This is a genomic window from Dolichospermum lemmermannii CS-548 (assembly GCF_028330815.1).
GTDB classification, from domain to species: Bacteria; Cyanobacteriota; Cyanobacteriia; order Cyanobacteriales; family Nostocaceae; genus Dolichospermum; species Dolichospermum lemmermannii.
On sequence record NZ_JAQMTJ010000113.1, the window covers coordinates 1 to 16,940 of the forward strand.

General features: G+C 40.4%; 15 protein-coding genes and 1 pseudogene. 9 read left to right on the forward strand and 7 right to left on the reverse strand.

Going from position 1 to position 16,940, the window contains the following annotated elements; genetic code table 11:
* Positions 1-154: 154 nt before the first annotated feature.
* From devC to PN450_RS07665, 3 genes are all read right to left on the reverse strand, one after another.
* Complete coding sequence (devC, locus tag PN450_RS07655; protein ID WP_271835906.1) at positions 155-1,309, reverse strand: ABC transporter permease DevC; 1,155 nt, start codon at positions 1,307-1,309, stop codon at positions 155-157.
* 69 nt (positions 1,310-1,378) lie between these two features.
* A complete protein-coding gene (locus PN450_RS07660; RefSeq protein WP_015083707.1) occupies positions 1,379-2,797 on the reverse strand; it encodes an HlyD family efflux transporter periplasmic adaptor subunit in 1,419 nt (472 codons plus the stop codon).
* 561 nt (positions 2,798-3,358) lie between these two features.
* Complete coding sequence (locus tag PN450_RS07665) at positions 3,359-4,099, reverse strand: phycocyanobilin:ferredoxin oxidoreductase (RefSeq protein ID WP_271835907.1); 741 nt, start codon at positions 4,097-4,099, stop codon at positions 3,359-3,361.
* Positions 4,100-4,377: 278 nt separating this feature from the next.
* Between PN450_RS07665 and PN450_RS07670 the strand changes: the two genes are divergently transcribed.
* Together PN450_RS07670 and PN450_RS07675 are read left to right on the forward strand one after the other, a co-directional pair.
* A complete protein-coding gene (locus PN450_RS07670) occupies positions 4,378-4,632 on the forward strand; it encodes a type II toxin-antitoxin system RelN family antitoxin (RefSeq protein ID WP_148760784.1) in 255 nt (84 codons plus the stop codon).
* Positions 4,625-4,978, forward strand: a complete 354-nt coding sequence (locus PN450_RS07675) for a type II toxin-antitoxin system RelE/ParE family toxin (protein WP_271835908.1) — start codon at positions 4,625-4,627, stop codon at positions 4,976-4,978. Before PN450_RS07670 ends, PN450_RS07675 begins: the two co-directional genes overlap by 8 nt.
* Positions 4,979-4,981: 3 nt before the next feature.
* Here the strand turns inward: PN450_RS07675 and PN450_RS07680 are convergent, their stop codons facing one another.
* Together PN450_RS07680 and psbP are read right to left on the reverse strand one after the other, a co-directional pair.
* Positions 4,982-5,575, reverse strand: a complete 594-nt coding sequence (locus PN450_RS07680; RefSeq protein ID WP_015083709.1) for a Maf family protein — start codon at positions 5,573-5,575, stop codon at positions 4,982-4,984.
* A 70-nt stretch (positions 5,576-5,645) separates the two neighbouring features.
* Positions 5,646-6,191, reverse strand: coding sequence for a photosystem II reaction center PsbP (gene psbP, locus PN450_RS07685; protein ID WP_168696279.1), 546 nt, complete (start codon positions 6,189-6,191; stop codon positions 5,646-5,648).
* Between the two features lie 212 nt (positions 6,192-6,403).
* Between psbP and mnmA the strand changes: the two genes are divergently transcribed.
* From mnmA to PN450_RS07710, 5 genes and pseudogenes are all read left to right on the forward strand, one after another.
* Positions 6,404-7,459, forward strand: coding sequence for a tRNA 2-thiouridine(34) synthase MnmA (mnmA, locus tag PN450_RS07690; RefSeq protein WP_271835909.1), 1,056 nt, complete (start codon positions 6,404-6,406; stop codon positions 7,457-7,459).
* 343 nt (positions 7,460-7,802) lie between these two features.
* Positions 7,803-9,095 (forward strand): ferredoxin:protochlorophyllide reductase (ATP-dependent) subunit N, encoded by a 1,293-nt coding sequence (locus PN450_RS07695; RefSeq protein ID WP_271835910.1) that lies wholly within the window; start codon positions 7,803-7,805, stop codon positions 9,093-9,095.
* Positions 9,096-9,265: 170 nt separating this feature from the next.
* The gene (gene bchB, locus PN450_RS07700; RefSeq protein WP_271835911.1) at positions 9,266-10,963 is read left to right on the forward strand and encodes a ferredoxin:protochlorophyllide reductase (ATP-dependent) subunit B; all 1,698 of its coding nucleotides are present in this window, start codon (positions 9,266-9,268) and stop codon (positions 10,961-10,963) included.
* Between the two features lie 66 nt (positions 10,964-11,029).
* Positions 11,030-11,932 (forward strand): ferredoxin:protochlorophyllide reductase (ATP-dependent) iron-sulfur ATP-binding protein, encoded by a 903-nt coding sequence (gene bchL / locus PN450_RS07705; RefSeq protein WP_148760776.1) that lies wholly within the window; start codon positions 11,030-11,032, stop codon positions 11,930-11,932.
* 302 nt (positions 11,933-12,234) lie between these two features.
* Positions 12,235-12,598, forward strand: a pseudogene (locus PN450_RS07710) (transposase); the annotation flags it as partial.
* A gap of 277 nt (positions 12,599-12,875) precedes the next feature.
* On the opposite strand, the gene arsS reads toward PN450_RS07710, so the two are convergent.
* Positions 12,876-13,850, reverse strand: a complete 975-nt coding sequence (gene arsS, locus PN450_RS07715; RefSeq protein ID WP_148760775.1) for an arsenosugar biosynthesis radical SAM (seleno)protein ArsS — start codon at positions 13,848-13,850, stop codon at positions 12,876-12,878.
* A 914-nt stretch (positions 13,851-14,764) separates the two neighbouring features.
* Between arsS and PN450_RS07720 the strand changes: the two genes are divergently transcribed.
* Positions 14,765-15,298: a YdcF family protein gene (locus PN450_RS07720; RefSeq protein WP_271835914.1), complete on the forward strand. Its 534-nt coding sequence runs from the start codon at positions 14,765-14,767 to the stop codon at positions 15,296-15,298.
* A gap of 105 nt (positions 15,299-15,403) precedes the next feature.
* Positions 15,404-16,567 (forward strand): GuaB3 family IMP dehydrogenase-related protein, encoded by a 1,164-nt coding sequence (locus tag PN450_RS07725; protein ID WP_271835912.1) that lies wholly within the window; start codon positions 15,404-15,406, stop codon positions 16,565-16,567.
* A gap of 39 nt (positions 16,568-16,606) precedes the next feature.
* On the opposite strand, the gene PN450_RS07730 is transcribed toward PN450_RS07725, so the two are convergent.
* Positions 16,607-16,771: a hypothetical protein gene (locus tag PN450_RS07730; protein ID WP_271835913.1), complete on the reverse strand. Its 165-nt coding sequence runs from the start codon at positions 16,769-16,771 to the stop codon at positions 16,607-16,609.
* Positions 16,772-16,940: the final 169 nt, after the last annotated feature.

Below are 16,940 nucleotides of genomic sequence, written 5' to 3' on the forward strand. Positions count from 1 at the left end.
AGTTGGGGAAGTTGAGGAAGTTGGGGAAGTTGAGGAAGTTGGGGAAGTTGAGGAAGTTGGGGAAGTTGGGGAAGTTGGGGAAGTTGGGGAATATTTCTTCCCAATGACCAATGACCAATGACCAATGACCAATGACCAATGACCAATGACCAATCTAAAAAATATCGGCTGGATCAGCAGAACTTAATTTCCGAATAGCAATCATTCCCGAAATAAAGCACATTAAAATAGTTAACATGATTACCATAATGGCGCGATTATAACTCATAAATATAGGCAAAAGTGTAGCATCTCTAGCAACATTATAAAGAACAAGAGCGCAGCCAAATCCAGGTAAATAACCAACAACAGCTAATAAAAAAGCCTCTTGAAGAATTACAGTTAGTAAATAATTTTGAGTGTAACCTATAGCTTTGAGCGTAGCATATTCAGATAAATGATCATTGACTTCTGTATACAGAATTTGATAAACAATTACAGTTCCCACAATAAAACCCATAATTGTTCCTAAGGTGAAAATAAAGCCAATAGCCGTACTACTTGCCCAATAATTTCTTTCAAATTCAATAAATTCTTCCTTAGTTAAAACATTGATATCTGTAGGTAAATAACTTCGCAATTCTTGAGCTACTAGGATGGGATTTGCACCAGGCTTTAACTTAATAATGCCAATATCAATTAATCCCCGTTGACGGTTATTAAAAATCCGTAAAAAGTTAACATCACTCGTAATTAAATTTCCATCTGCACCAAAAGATGCCCCTAATGTAAATAATCCACCGACCTTAACTTTTCTTCTTCGTACTTCTGCTGAAACAACTTTTCCTGAATTAAAACTATCAGCAATCGGACCATATTCTACTCTGGAAGAACGGTCATATAAAACAACATCAGGAAGTTTGAGTTTATTTAAATTTTCGTCTACTCCAGGTAAATCAAAAAGATTAACTTCTGGATTTATGCCGAAAATTAAGATACTGCGAGGGCGACCTGTAACAGGATTTCTCCAGCTTGTATAGTCTAAATATATAGGATGTACTGACTGAACTTTAGGCAAGTCTAATGCCTTATATAAACGGCGTTGGGAAAAGGTTTTCATTGCCAAAACAGCATTAGATTGACTGTTAATTAAAACTACTTCTCCGGCTAAACTGCTGTGCATTCTCACGTTACTGTAATAGAGTGCATCCCGAAAACCTAGCTGCATGAACATTAAAATATCAGCAAAGGCAATACCTGATAAAGCCACTGCTAGGCGAGTTTTTTCTCTTGTCAGTTGCAGCCAAGATAAAGGTATTTTTACTGCCATTTTTTATTTTTTTTGATCTCGATACTAATTAAGTAGTTGAACATGAATATTTGGCGTAGAAATAGGAAGTTAATTCTCATTAATTTCCACGGTGACTTTAGCATTTGTTAAACCGGAAACTTGCTTGGTAAATTCTGGAGATAGGGCAATTTTCACTTCGACAACTCTGGCATCAATATCTGCGGCTGGATCATTATTGAGGACATCTTTCTTGCCAATTTTTCTACCAATTGATGTAATTCTGCCTTTTAATTGACCATTAAATGCACCGTTGTCACTAGAGATAGTAGCACTTTGACCCAAACGGACTTTATTAATACTATCTTCAGGAACTTCTGCAACTACAAACATTTGATCTGTTTGTCCGATTTCCGCAATTCCATTTGCTCCCATGATTTCCCCAGATTTGGTATGAATTTTTAATATTTCACCAGAACTAGGAGCTTTAACATAGCTTTGCTGAAGTTCTACTTGAGCTTTTCTCATTAAAGCAATGGCATTAGTAACTTGTGCTTGAGCAACTTGGACATTTAGCGGACTAACTACTAATATTCTGCTCAATCTTTCTCTTTCTTCGTCTATTTGTCTTTGTAAAGTGGAGACAGTTTTGTTACGGTTGGCTGTGGCTTCAATTAACTGCTGTTGTAGGGTCGCTAGGGTTTTAATTTGATTAGCTCTAGCTTCGGAAACTTGCTGTTGAATAGTATCTATTGCCCGTTTTAAACTAGCTTCACTTTCAATTAACTGTTGATTTGTAGTTAACGCACTTAAGCGACGGCGATCGCGTTCTTGCTGAGAAATAGCACCTTGTTTGTATAAAAAATCATAGCGCCCATAATCTACTTGAGCATTTCGTTGTTCGGCTCTAATCCTCTCCATATTGGCTTTTAAAGAATTTCTTTGTCCCAGTAGTTCCGCTTCCAAACGGTTGACTGTGGCTTGTTGGGCAACTTTATCACCACTTAACTGGGCAGCAATTCGGCTAATTGTTGCCTGTTGAGCCTCTTTTTCCCCTGCTAGTTGGGCTTGCAACCGAGAAATAATGAATCTTTGAGCTTGAGCATCTCTTGGTGGACCAGCACTAACTTGGGCTAAATTCGCACGGGATTCTTGCAATTTAGCTTTGGCTTCTTCTACTACCGCCATACTGGTATCGCGGCTGTCTAAAATGGCCACAATCTGTCCTTGCTGTACTCGTTGCCCTTCTCTGACTAAAAGTTGTTGTACCCGTGAACTACCTGATAAACCCGCTGGAGCAGAAAGTTTAACTACTTCTCCTCTTGGTTCTAAGCGTCCTATGGCAGTAATACTATTGGGAACTGGGGCAACAGATACAGTAGAAGTCAGTTTTTTTAATTGTTCCATTCTCGCTGTAGCTAAGAAACCGGCAGCTATAGCTACTGGTAAAGCTACGGCAATACTCAACCAAATTTTTGGCTGCTCAAGTGCCTTTTCTGGGGATTTTGATTTTTCATTCACCCTTGACATGATATTTAACCTATTTATCTGAATTGTGGTGATGAAACTAAAAAAGTAAATTAGCTGTAATTAAAATCCACAGCAAACTTTATCCAAGATTTACACCTTTTTAGGTTTTTGTTTTGGCAATTTTATAACTATTGTTGGGTATGATTAACTTTGGATAAACTACACTCTGTGATTATTCAGGTGTATTATCTTTACATGAAAATTTCTATCTCAAAGCAACCTGGGATACAATTGGTAGATTTTATAAATCATTAGTAGTTGAGATTCCACACTTCATTTTTAAGAAGATGTGCGAAATTTTAGAAGTTAAAGTTTACAAAAGAAAATAAAACTTTTGAGCAAATAGGTGAGAATTTTAACAATTAATAATTACTAATTATCAGCCGAAACCGAATAACTAGAAACTTGAGTGATTAACGTTAATTTTCCCTCCCAGAAGTATCCGTGGTGATGACTTCATATAAATTCTACATTTATCAGTTGAGGGAAAACGTAACGCATTTTACAGATAGATTAATAGCAATTTTTAATTGCCGACACTTCTGGTAATATTTTCTCAGATTATTCTGGTAATTCTGGCAAATCAAATAAAACTGTAGTCATATAATTTTCTGCCCAATCTACACCAAAAGCCTTTTCTAAAACTCTACGGGTTTTATCATTTTGTTGTTGTTTGGTACAATAATTATGTTGTCCAGCAATAATTTGAGCTACTTTTTCCGGTGCAACTGGACTAGATGCGATGGCTTGTGTACAATGGATATCTAAAAATGATTCTACGTGAGAAAGAAACATTGTTTCTTCTTGGGGGGAACTAGGACGAATAAACAGACAAAAATCGGAAAAAATATTTCCCCATTCTGGTAAATCACGAGGTTGAGAAAAGTTGGATGTGGTTAATTTACTAAGTTGCGAATTATAACCATCTGGTAAAATCCGCTCTAAGTTTACCGGCGAAAGATCGGCAATTGCTGCACTAATTTGACCTCTACCTCCGACTAAATCACAACCAAACATGGGAATATCATATTCTGGACGGGGAAACATCACACAGTGCAGAATATCTAACATATTCCCTACTCTTGCTAGTTCCAAGTGTATTTTGCGAAACTGGGGACTTTGATAACAGCGATTTTCGATAATTAATTTTTCCCCTTCTAATTTACCTTCTACATATCCCAATTCCGCTGGTAAATGGTATAGTGATAAGTCTAGGTGTTTATGCCAAACTGCTTCAATACAATCAGCTAGTTGACGAATCAGAGGATGTTGTTGTTCACGAAGAGAAGGAGTAGAAGACATATTATTTGGAAAATACAATTTATTTGTTAGTTTACAATTATTTGTACCATTTTTTTCTGCCTAGAAATATAAACAAAGAGTTATAGTATGGGCTGATCATGAAAATAAACTTATGTGACAAAAAGTGGAATTGTATCCTGTAATATGATTGATTATCTGGGATACTGAATTGTAATATGTTAATATATAAATACTGACTCAAATAATACTTTTGCAGAAGCTAACGAAAAATAACAAGAAAGCACCATTAAATCTAAACCCAATAACTTGGAGGAATTATGAAAGCAATTAAAGTCATGGCAACCGTTAATCAACAAGGAAGTTTGTCCTTAGATAAACCATTAAATATTATTCAAAATAGCCGTGTAGAAGTTATTATTCTTATTCCAGAAGCAGTAGAAATTAACGAAGATCATGAACAAATTTCATCTAAAGAAGAAATAATTCAAGATTTTCGTCAGTCTTGGCACGAAGCAATGACTGGACACACAATTCCTGTTTCTCAACTTTGGGAAGGAATTGAAAATGTCTGATATCCCATTTATTCAAGTAGAAGTAACACTAAGATTTCAGCGAAATTTACGTAAACTAGCCAAGAAATATCTAAAGATTCACAATGATATTCAACCAGTTATAGAACAACTACAACAAGGAGAAAGACTCGGTGATTGCATTCCTAAAATCGGTTATGAAGTTTTCAAATTGCGCGTCAAAAATAGCGACATTCAAAAAGGTAAAAGTGGTGGTTATAGTCTCATTTACTATGTCAAAACTGCAACAGCTATTATTTTGCTAACCATTTATGCAAAATCTGAACAAGCTGATATTGCCCCAGATGATATCCAAAGTATTATTTCTGAATATGAATCTGAAGATTGACACTTATCCCCAAAAATCTATAACTTCATATCCCAATTCTCCGATCATCTGCCGCAATAAGGGTAAACTCAAACCAATAACATTACTGTGACAACCCTCGATTTTCTCCACAAATAAACTTCCAAATCCTTCTAAAGCAAATGCTCCAGCGCATTGAAGAGGTTCACCTGTAGCTACATAGGCAAGAATAGCGCGATCGCTCATTTTTGCAAAATACACCCTAGTAACTTGACATTTAACCACAGTTTGATTTTTGGTAGTATCAATCAAAACATGACCTGTATACAAGTCACCAAAATTACCTTGCATCAATTGCCACCGAGCGATCGCTTCCTCCGCATTTTCTGGTTTACCATAAATCCCCCCACCCATAGCCAAAACCGAATCACAACCCATCACCAAAGCTGATGGAAATTGGGAAACCACAGTTTCCGCCTTACACTGAGCCAGCGTTTTCACCAATTCCCCAGGTTCAGTCAGTTGTATTTGTGACTCATCAAAATCACTCGCACAAACCATTGGTTCAATTCCCACAGTTTGCAATAACCGACGACGGGCAACAGAAGCAGAAGCAAGGACAAATTGCGGAATTTTCATAAATTGCTGTATAAGTAATTTTTTGGGTAATTGATCATAGTTAATTCTCAATTACCACCATTTCTAATTATTAATAAACAGTGAAAGAACTCACAACTTCATCAATAATTCGTTGCAGTTTCTTCCAACGTTTCTCAGGAACAGAAGCATTAAACGTAAACAGCTTACCACGACTGATAGCCACACTAGAAATATTATGTCTTTCCTGTCCATTAGGAAATTTAACTCCATATTCTAGAAAGTAGTAAATTTTCCCATTTACTTCCCTTTCAGCCGCATTGATTAACTCAGCAGTCCGATCAGAACCGACGGGAGCAAGAGCCGCCTTTCCTAACTTATAACCGACTTCTGTTGGTGTTCCCAATTCCGCTAAAGTTTTACCAGAGGGAACAGGACTAATTACCACAGACACATTTTCTGATACTTCAATTAAATCGTGAAACACCACATCAGGCCCATCACCAACTTTAACTTGTAACCAACCATTAGGATAATCAAATTGATAACCGTCAGCACTATCTACAAACCTATTAAGTCCAGCCGCATGAGCCACACCAACACTACTCAAGCTGAAGCTCAAAACCAATAATAAGATGAACGTAATTCTTTGCCACATTTTTTCAAATTCCTTTGGTCAGTCAACAATACAAGGTAAAGATAATTGCAAGTTTTTATTTTCTCATTAATCTGGACAATGTGGAGACTTTAGTTTTGCCATCTTCTTCAGGCTTTATGAGTATGTGTGCTATAATTAGACAGTCTCGCACCTTGTGGTCAAATAAAAAACCTCTTTGTGGCAACAATTAAGCCCCAAAGACTTGGAAAAATATGAAAAAAGTTGTCGTTGGTCTTTCCGGTGGCGTTGATAGTTCCGTGGCCGCCGCTATGCTGCATAATCAGGGCTATGATGTAATTGGTTTAACTCTTTGGCTGATGAAAGGCAAAGGGCAATGTTGCTCTGAAGGAATGATCGACGCGGCTGATATTTGTGAACAATTGGGTATACCCCATGAAGTTGTTGATATTCGGGATGTCTTTCAAACAGAAATTATTGATTTTTTAGTGACAGGTTATAGTGTGGGAATTACACCTTTGCCTTGTTCCCAATGTAACAAAACGGTGAAATTCGGTCCAATGGTGGAATATGCAAGGGAAAAATTGGCATCAACGAAAATCGCCACAGGTCATTATGCCCAAATCCGCTACGATGACACTACTAACCGTTACCAATTGTTACGAGCCGTAGACCGCAACAAAGATCAATCTTATTTCCTCTATGACTTATCCCAAGACTTATTAGAAGCGACAATATTCCCCCTGGGTGAACTGAATAAAACTGATACTCGGAGAATTGCCACTGAATACAACTTAAAAACCGCCGATAAACCAGAAAGTCAAGATTTATGCTTGGTAGAAAGCAATGGTTCTATGCGGGCATTTTTAGATAAATATTTAGCCCCCAAACCCGGTGATATTGTTGATGAAACTGGTAAAGTTTTGGGACAACATGATGGTGTTCATCACTACACTATTGGTCAGCGAAAAGGCTTAGGTATCGCCGCCGCTGAACCCTTGTATGTGATCGAATTAGATGCAGCTAATAACAGGGTAATTGTAGGCGATCGCACCAAAGGCACTCAGTCAGAATGTACCATAAATCGGATAAATTGGGTTTCCATAGCTGAACCCGTCGCCCCCATTCGGGCTGAAGTGCAAATCCGTTATCGTTCCCAACCCGTACCTGTGACGGTAATTCCTTTAGCAGATTCTTGCGTGCGGTTAGTATTTGATGAACCGCAATTCAGCATCACACCTGGACAAGCTGCGGTTTGGTATGACGGAGAAAAGGTCTTAGGTGGGGGAATTATCGAACAGTTTGGTTGAGTCAATTCTGGATAAAGATTCGCCAATGACGGCTTTATTTTTCCCCAAAGTTTGAGCAATGCGTCAGGAATCAGTTAGGAATCAGAGTCGCTTGTATGAATCCAATGGATAATTCCTGTAAACCTTTGCAACTTTTTGCCCCATCTCTAGGTTTTAGTCAATATAGTAAAGACAACTAACTTATCGATCGCCATGGGATTCCTAGGTCGCGCTAGTTCCCTCCGGGACGCAATGCGTTCGCTATCGCCCATTTCCGCAACCATGACATGACTCAGCCCTGCAAAACTTAGGGCGATCATAAAAACGAAACATTAGGGATTTAAGCCCCAAAGGAGAGCAAAACATGGCTCTAGAGCCTTGCACGGAAGTTCCTATTCAAACATATAGTCCCAAATCTATCGCTGATATCCCCGTACTCAAAGAACGAGGACAGAGAGAGGTATTTTGTGGCTTGACAGGTATTGTCTGGCTGCACCGCAAAATGCAGGATGCTTTTTTTCTGGTGGTGGGATCGCGTACCTGCGCCCATTTGATCCAATCTGCGGCTGGCGTAATGATTTTTGCGGAGCCAAGATTTGGTACAGCCATTCTCGGTGAACGGGATTTGGCAGGACTCGCGGATGCTAATGACGAATTAGACCGTGTTGTTGATCAGTTACTAGAGCGCCGCCCTGACATTGGCACATTATTTTTAGTGGGATCATGTCCCTCTGAAGTAATTAAGCTCGATCTTGCCAAAGCTGCGGAACGACTCAACCAGAGATTTTTTCCTAAAGTTCGGATTCTTAATTATTCAGGTAGTGGCATCGAAACCACCTTTACCCAAGGCGAAGATGCCTGTTTGGGATCGATGGTTCCCGTACTGCCCCACAGCGATGAACCAAGCCTTATGGTGGTTGGTAGCCTCGCAGATGTAGTAGAAGACCAATTCCAAAGGCTATTTGACAAAATGGGGATGGGTCCCGTTTATTTCTTCCCGCCGCGCCGTGCTGCTGATTTGCCACCGATCGGTAAAGGTACGAAATTATTATTAGCCCAACCATTTTTAAGCGATACCGTGCGATTGCTGATTTCGCGTGGTGGGACATTATTACCATCGCCTTATCCCTTTGGGATCGAAGGAACGACTGCTTGGTTAAAAACCGCCGCCGATGCTTTCAATGTTGATAACGATAAATTTGAACAGGTGATCGCCCCCGCCGCCAATCGTGGCAAAGTTGCCTTAGACCGCTATCGTCAAGCCCTGACAGGTCGCAAGGCTTTCCTATTTCCCGACTCACAATTAGAAATACCTTTAGCCCGTTTCTTATCGAGTGAATGTGGCATGGAGCTAGTCGAAGTTGGCACACCTTATATCGATCGCCTATTGATGGACAGCGAAATTAACCTGTTGCCAGTTGGGACAGCTTTATCAGAAGGTCAGGATGTGGAAAAGCAACTTGATCGCTGTCGTGAGGCGAAACCCGATATCACAGTCTGTGGGCTTGGCTTAGCCAATCCTCTCGAAGCTGAAGGGATGGCGACAAAATGGTCAATCGAGTTGGTATTTTCACCGATTCACGGTTACGACCAAGCCGCCGATTTAGCCGAGTTGTTTGCGCGTCCGCTTGAGAGACGTAGAAGATTAACAGTCTAAGAAATAGAGCGCGAAGCACTCTACATTCTTATTGATTTTTTTATATTGACATATACTAACCACGGCTAAAATATGGACTTTTAGAGAATCACAAAAACCCTAGATGTGCAGGGGTTTAGCACTACTAAACCCTATAGAATCAAATAATTAAACCGTGTTCAGTATAACCTATGGAACTAACTCTCTGGACTTACGAAGGTCCTCCCCATGTCGGGGCTATGCGAATCGCGACAGCTATGGAAGGAGTGCATTATGTGCTTCATGCGCCCCAGGGCGACACCTATGCTGACTTACTATTTACGATGATCGAAAGACGCGATCGCCGGCCGCCTGTCACCTATACGACTTTTCAGGCTCGCGATCTTGGCGGTGACACTGCCGAAATGGTCAAGACTTCTGTTAAAGATGCTTACGATCGCTTTAAGCCCCAAGTAATGCTAGTTGGTGAAAGCTGTACTGCCGAACTGATTCAAGATCAACCAGGCTCATTAGCAAAGAGCATGGGATTGCCGATCCCCGTCGTGAGTTTGGAATTACCTGCCTATTCCAAAAAGGAAAATTGGGGCGCTAGTGAAACGCTGTATCACCTAGTCCGCACGCTACTATTACCTGTGGTTCCGCCACCGAATACACCAAGACCTAAACGCGATCCCCAGATTCGTCCTCAAGCGAACATCATTGGTCCCACAGCGCTAGGATTTCGTTGTCGTGACGATATTCGCGAAGTCGTGAAATTACTTGCTGAGATCGGCGTAGATGTGAATGTGATCGCCCCGATGGGATCGACTCCTGATGACTTGAAGCGGATTCCTGATGCGGATTTTAATATTTGCCTCTATCCCGAAATTGCCCTGACAACTTGTACTTGGCTCACCCGTAGTTTCGGACAGCCTGTGATCAAGACCGTTCCCATTGGTGTCGGTGCAACCCGTGATTTTATTGCTGAAATTGGCAAGGTTGCGGACATTGATGTGAGTGACGCTCTAGCACGATCACAGTCTGACACGTTGGGAAACTGGGATGCAGCGCGTATTTCTACTGCCGCTAATCCTAACGCTTCTCGACTTCCTTGGTATTCGCGATCAGTTGACTCTACCTATTTAACAGGTAAGCGCGTTTTCATCTTTGGTGATGCCACCCACGCTCTCGCCGCCGCCAGAATTGCTACGGAAGAATTAGGCTTTACCCTGGTCGGGATTGGAACCTATAGCCGTGAATTTGCGCGGGAAGTACGCGAAGTTGCTAAGAAACATGGACTCGAAGCCGTGATTAGTGATGACTATTTAGCCGTCGAAGCAAAAGTTGCCGAAGCTGCTCCAGAACTAGTGCTTGGCACTCAGATGGAACGACATATTGCCAAACGCTTGGGTATCCCTTGCGCGGTAATTTCTGCACCGATTCACGTTCAAGATGTGCCTGCGCGTTACTCACCCCAAATGGGTTGGGAAGGTGCGAATGTGATTTTTGATAGCTGGGTACATCCCTTGATGATGGGTCTGGAAGAACATTTAATTGGCATGTTCAAAGAAGATTTCGAGTTTGCCGAAGGTCACATGAGCCATCTGCATACTGCCCCATCGCAAGAATCACGCGCCCTAGAGTCCAGATCTCCCGAACAGGCGATCGCCTCTATCAGTAATCTCACCAATACTCTCTCCAATAATTCCGATCAAGTTATTCTCACGCCCCTAGCGGAAGCCCTTGAAGGAGTCTCTTGGAGTGCGGACGGTGAAGCCGAGCTAAAGAAAATCCCCTTCTTTGTCCGCGGCAAAATCAAGCGCAATACCGAGAAATTTGCCAGCGATCGCGGGATCACCTCGATTACTTCAGAAACTCTCTACGAAGCAAAAGCAGCGATCGGCAAGTAAAACCTCCAGCCCCCTCTCCCTATGGGAGAGGGGGAGCAAAAAAATTATTTATATTAGGAGTCTATTTTGACAGTTTTAACATCACATCCACCATCAGTTACCAAATGCGAAGAATCAGAAGGTAGCGTTCAGGTATTCCAAGATCCATCAATGGTAATTGAAGGTGCTTTAGTTATCGCCGTTTATGGCAAAGGCGGTATCGGTAAATCGACAACATCCTCCAATCTATCCGCAGCATTCTCGCACCTCGGTAAACGGGTATTGCAAATTGGTTGCGATCCTAAGCATGACAGCACCTTTACACTCACCAAAAGAATGGTTCCCACGGTCATCGATGTTCTCGAAACCGTTGACTTCCATTCCGAAGAGTTGCAAACCGATGACTTCATGTTTGAAGGTTATAACGGCGTAATGTGTATTGAAGCTGGTGGACCTCCCGCAGGTACTGGCTGTGGTGGCTATGTCACAGGTCAAACCGTGAAGCTGCTCAAAGAACATCACTTGCTCGAAGACACCGATGTTGTGATTTTCGATGTACTTGGCGACGTGGTTTGTGGTGGCTTTGCGGCTCCTTTGCAACATGCTCATTACTGCTTGATCGTTACTGCTAACGATTTTGACTCGATCTTCGCCATGAATCGCATTGTCGCCGCCATCCAATCGAAGGCGAAAAACTATCGCGTTCGCCTCGGTGGCATCATCGCTAACCGTAGCGAAGGAACTGATCAAATTGACAAGTTTAACGATCGCGTTGGCTTGAAAACCCTTGCCCATTTCCGCACCGTTGACGCAATTCGCCGCAGTCGTTTGAAAAAATGTACTGTGTTTGAAATGGAGCCTGATCCTGAGGTTCTGGAAGTACAGCAAGAATATCTCAAGCTGGCGAAAGGGATGCTTGAAGATGCGACACCCTTGTATGCTCAACCCCTCAAGGATCGCGAAATTTTTGATCTACTAGGTTTTGACTAATCATCAAAAAACTCACTAAGCGAAGGCTTTTTGATTTGGAATTTAACGAAAAAATGCAGGCGTAATCCATGAATTGCACCTGCATTTTTTGTGTCATACTTAACTAAAAGCCACTATAGTAGAGCTTGCTGAATAAACATAGAACCGTGACAAATCAATGACTTGAGGGGGATAGAAGATGAAAAGGTGCAAGAAAAAGAGTTAAAATGGGTAAAAACTTCATCTAGGAATTATCCTTAGTTATTATGTACTACTTACTAGGCTTTTTTGATATGTGACAGTTGAGGGTGCGGAATGTGGGGTGTAAAGAAAGAGGAATTAGAATTAGTGGTCCACCGTTAGGAAGACCACCCAAAAATGTCAGTCCAGAAACAAAGAAACAAGCCGCTGATGATGAAGGGATTCGTAACTGTATTGAGGGCAAATTCGGGTAAGGTAAACGAAGATTTAGATTGGGAAGAGTCATGGCTAAACTTCCTCATACCTCTCTGACAGAAGATTGCTATTACTTTTTTAGTTATGAATCTTTCTACCTTGCTATCAAGGTTTTTTCGGGGATTTTTATGGCAATTTTTGCAAATAACGTCTTTTTTCTCTGATTTTATTAGCAAAAGTTATATTTTGCAAAAATTCAAACAACAAAAACTTATATTTACTGTTGCCTAATTACTTAGTTATCTTTTTTCTTGCCTTTCTCCACTTTTTCAGCAAGCCCTAATTATCAACCCAAATTATACCATTTTTGAGATTTTTGATTTTAACTTAGCCATAAAAAAATAAAAACCGTGAAAAAATAAATTCACGGCTTAACAAAAAATGTGGTGTGAGGAGACTTAACTCTTATTTCATCTTACTGCATCTAAAAATTAGAAGTTCAACTACTGCAAATTTCTTTACAAAGTAATTTTTTCATGACATATAGATATTCTTAACTTTTGTGAATTTATACTATAGCACCACCACAACTAGAACCACACCCTGCAGTACAACCATAGCAATATTCAGCAGTTTGGATTTCATTAATTATATCTAAACTACCAATTTCTAATAATTCGCTCACCGTCAACTTTTCACCATTGCTAGTTTTTGCAGGTAAATTCATCATTTGATTAAAGTCACAATCATAAATATTCCCTAAGTAATCAACAGAAAGTTGCTCACGACACATTAAACCATCAATTGTGTTGGGGTTAAAGTGAGACTCTAAAAAATGTAAATAGCTAAAATAAAGCTGTTTTCTTTCTAAATAAAACTTGGTTCTCCCTACAGGTATATTAGTAATGGTGAAAAGATGATTAAATCGAATATCAAAATTTTCTGCCAAAAAGGTTTTATAAGCCTTTTCTAAATTTTCCTGTTCGGGAGTTAAAGAAAAATTTTCACTATTTGGTAATGGAGGATTGTACACCAAATCTAAAACTAAATTTGGGTTTTGACCATAACCAATTTTATTCAACCATTGCAAAGCTTTAATGGATTGATCAAAAACACCATTTCCCCGCATTTTATCCACATTATCTGCTAAATAACAGGGAAGAGAAGCCACAATTCTAACTTGATGTTGAGCAAAAAAATCTGGTAAATATTCAAATCCCTCCACAAAATAGATTGTTAAGTTTGATCTCACAATTACCTGTTTACCTGCCTTTATAGCAGCTTCTACCAATGGCTTAAAACCATAATTCATTTCTGGTGCGCCACCAGTCAAATCAACAATTTTGATTTCGGGAAATTTCCCAATTAAATCAATTAACTGTTGACAGGTTTCCAGTGTTAGTTCTTCAGTCCTTTTAGGACTAGCTTCTACATGGCAATGGTTACAAGCTAAATTACAACGCTTTCCCAAATTAATTTGTAAAACGTTAATTTGCTTTTTTGTTAAAGGTGAATTTAGCTTTTGAAAAAAAGGTGTAATCATAGAAGCATCTCTAGCACGAATTTCTATAAGAGGATGTTTTAAAAATCATTCAACACTTCTGGACCTATTATACCTGGAGGTAGAGCATCTAAGATGACATTCCCAGTCAGAGACTGGGAACGAGAGTTTTCTTGCTTTGCGTCTTTGCTCCTTTGCCTCTTTGCGCGAAACCTCAGCTAGTGGTCTGTCAGTTTTCTATTTGTGGATAAAGACGCTTGAGACGGATACGGGCATCCGCGGTTGTAAACTACCAATCTACAGATTTTTGTGAATGATTGCGTTGAATATACCAAGCCTTTGTTTCTTGTTCTAAAGTTTCGCTGCTTCCACCTCTCCATCAATAATCGTTTGACGAGGCGGCGTTTTGCTAGTACATAACGGCGTAAATAAAGCAACCATATTCAACCGCCAAAAAGCCTACTGTATATTAGTTTTGACTTTTGACTTCCGCCCTGCGGTACTAGCTACTTAATATTACTAGCAAAAGCGATCACTTTGAAGGTAAATATAAAGATTTATGTATTCTTTCCTAATTGTATTCATTAAGAATTGAAAATTATGTTTGTGAAAACAAATAAATCAATGTCACATATAGCAAGCAGTTACACTAATTAAAATTCTTAGGCGTGTTAGGTCTTATAGTAAACCTAAAAATTATGTTGTCAATGAGTGGTGAGACACCTTTGATTAATTTTCTCAGATAGTTTAGGATATGGCAGAAATTACAGCGACGTAGATTCAGTTACTATGATTGCAACGTCACCAACTTTTTTCTAGATATAGTTCGCAAAAACTTATACTAACCATCATCCCTGTGCGTTATTGTGCTGATTTTTAAAGAAAACTCTAGTCCGAATAGACATACCTATAGAGCCTTGAATAAGCTACTTTTGACAGGGAAATCTGTGAGGGTTATGGCCTGTCTCCTCCCCTTATTCATCTGGTGGGGGTGCAAGGCAGTACAAAACCAATTTGTACAACCACAAGCAATATTAGTTTTAGGCGGTTCTACTCGCTTACTAGAAAGAGAAAAGTTTACAGCCAAGTTAGCCCACCAATATCCCAATATACCCATTTGGATTTCTGGGGGCAGTCCACCTCAGCATACTAAAAAAATATTTGCTAATGCAGGAATTGAGCCCCGACGTTTAAACTTGGACTATGAAGCTGTAGACACGGTTACTAATTTTACTACCATAGTGGATGAATTGCAATCTCGTGGCATCAAAAGTGTTTATTTAATTACATCTGACTTTCATATGCGTCGTGCTTGCATCGTTGGTGAAATTGTTTTAGGTAGTCGAGGCATGAATTTTAAACCCGTATCAGTTCCTTCAGCAAATTCACCAGAACCGATTGAAAAATCTCTTAGGGATGGTGCTAGGGCAGTTATTTGGGTAGCCACAGGTTATACAGGTGCTAATTATGCTAATAAAAATAAACCCTAGAACATCAGAACCGAATGAAAAATCAAAAATTTTCAATTGTTCCCAATTCCCAATATCACCACAATTTGATACCCTAGCTTAAACAGTTTTGAGAGAAGTTAAAGCGTGGAAATTCAACTTGGGCGGGGAAAAGTGGCGCGTCGAGCCTATGGAATTGATGAAATTGCTTTAGTCCCTGGTAACAGAACTCTCGATCCGAGTTTAACTGATACCAAGTGGAAAATTGGCAATATTGAGCGAGAAATCCCCATTATTGCCAGTGCAATGGATGGTGTCGTTGATGTAAAAACGGCTGTTCGCTTGTCCCAATTGGGGGCATTGGGAGTAATTAATTTAGAGGGTATCCAAACTCGCTATGCTGACCCCGAACCGATTTTAGATCGGATTGCCTCCGTCGGCAAAGAAGAATTTGTCAGTCTGATGCAAGAATTGTATGCTGAACCAATAAAGCCGGAATTAATTGAAAAACGTATTCAGGAAATTAAACAACAAGGCGGTATTGCGGCAGTTAGCACAACTCCAGCCGGGGCAAGCAAATATGGTGAAATTGTAGCTAAAGCTGGAGCAAATTTATTTTTTATCCAAGCTACAGTAGTTTCTACTAATCACCTATCACCAGAATCTATCACTCCCCTTGATTTAGCGGAGTTTTGTCGTTCTATGCCCATCCCTGTGGCATTAGGAAATTGCGTCACCTATGAAGTCACCTTGGAGTTGATGAAAGCTGGTGCAGCCGCGGTTTTAGTGGGTATTGGACCTGGTGCTGCTTGTACTTCTCGTGGAGTGCTGGGTGTGGGCGTACCCCAAGCTACAGCCGTCGCTGATTGTACGGCCGCTAGAGACGATTATTATCGGGAAACTGGGAAATATATCCCTATCATCGCTGACGGTGGTTTAATCACCGGAGGAGACATCTGTAAATGTATCGCCTGTGGTGCTGACGCTGTGATGATTGGCTCTCCATTTGCCAGAGCCGCCCAAGCCCCTGGGCGTGGTTATCACTGGGGTATGGCAACTCCCAGCCCGATATTACCGCGAGGGACTCGGATTCGCGTAGGTACAACTGGAACTCTAGAACAAATACTCACAGGTCCAGCCGGCTTGGATGATGGTACTCATAATCTTTTAGGAGCTTTAAAGACCAGTATGGGAACTTTAGGCGCTAAAAACATTAAGGAAATGCAGCAAGTTGAAGTTGTCATTGCTCCTTCTCTACTGACCGAAGGTAAGGTTTACCAAAAAGCCCAACAGTTAGGTATGGGTAAATAACTTAAAGGGTCATTGGTCATTGGTCGAGTGGTCGAGTGGTCAGTGGTCAGTGGTCAGTGGGTCATCGTTAAGGGTTTTCTGCTGACAACGGACAACGGACAACGGACAACGGACAACTAACAACTGTACGGGCGAAGCATTTAGAGAACTATTTTTGGCAATGACCGATAATTTATCTTCCAAATGCTTCGCCCCTACTAACAACTAACAAAACTGTACGGGCAAAGCATTTAGAGAACTATTTTTGGCAATGACCGATAATTTATCTTCCAAATGCTTCGCCCCTACTGACAACTAACAACTGTACGGGCGAAGCATTTGGAGAACTATTTTTGGCAATGACCGATAATTTATCTTCCAAATGCTTCGCCCC

What these genes read in the sequence shown, in the direction of transcription:
- PN450_RS07670 (WP_148760784.1), top strand. Translation starts at nt 4,378, where the DNA reads ATGAAAGCAATTAAAGTCATGGCAACCGTTAATCAACAAGGAAGTTTG.
- arsS (WP_148760775.1), bottom strand. Translation starts at nt 13,850, where the DNA reads ATGATTACACCTTTTTTTCAAAAGCTAAATTCACCTTTAACAAAAAAG.
- psbP (WP_168696279.1), bottom strand. Translation starts at nt 6,191, where the DNA reads ATGTGGCAAAGAATTACGTTCATCTTATTATTGGTTTTGAGCTTCAGC.
- PN450_RS07695 (WP_271835910.1), top strand. Translation starts at nt 7,803, where the DNA reads ATGGCTCTAGAGCCTTGCACGGAAGTTCCTATTCAAACATATAGTCCC.
- PN450_RS07665 (WP_271835907.1), bottom strand. Translation starts at nt 4,099, where the DNA reads ATGTCTTCTACTCCTTCTCTTCGTGAACAACAACATCCTCTGATTCGT.
- PN450_RS07680 (WP_015083709.1), bottom strand. Translation starts at nt 5,575, where the DNA reads ATGAAAATTCCGCAATTTGTCCTTGCTTCTGCTTCTGTTGCCCGTCGT.
- PN450_RS07720 (WP_271835914.1), top strand. Translation starts at nt 14,765, where the DNA reads ATGGCCTGTCTCCTCCCCTTATTCATCTGGTGGGGGTGCAAGGCAGTA.
- mnmA (WP_271835909.1), top strand. Translation starts at nt 6,404, where the DNA reads ATGAAAAAAGTTGTCGTTGGTCTTTCCGGTGGCGTTGATAGTTCCGTG.
- PN450_RS07660 (WP_015083707.1), bottom strand. Translation starts at nt 2,797, where the DNA reads ATGTCAAGGGTGAATGAAAAATCAAAATCCCCAGAAAAGGCACTTGAG.
- bchB (WP_271835911.1), top strand. Translation starts at nt 9,266, where the DNA reads ATGGAACTAACTCTCTGGACTTACGAAGGTCCTCCCCATGTCGGGGCT.
- devC (WP_271835906.1), bottom strand. Translation starts at nt 1,309, where the DNA reads ATGGCAGTAAAAATACCTTTATCTTGGCTGCAACTGACAAGAGAAAAA.
- PN450_RS07675 (WP_271835908.1), top strand. Translation starts at nt 4,625, where the DNA reads ATGTCTGATATCCCATTTATTCAAGTAGAAGTAACACTAAGATTTCAG.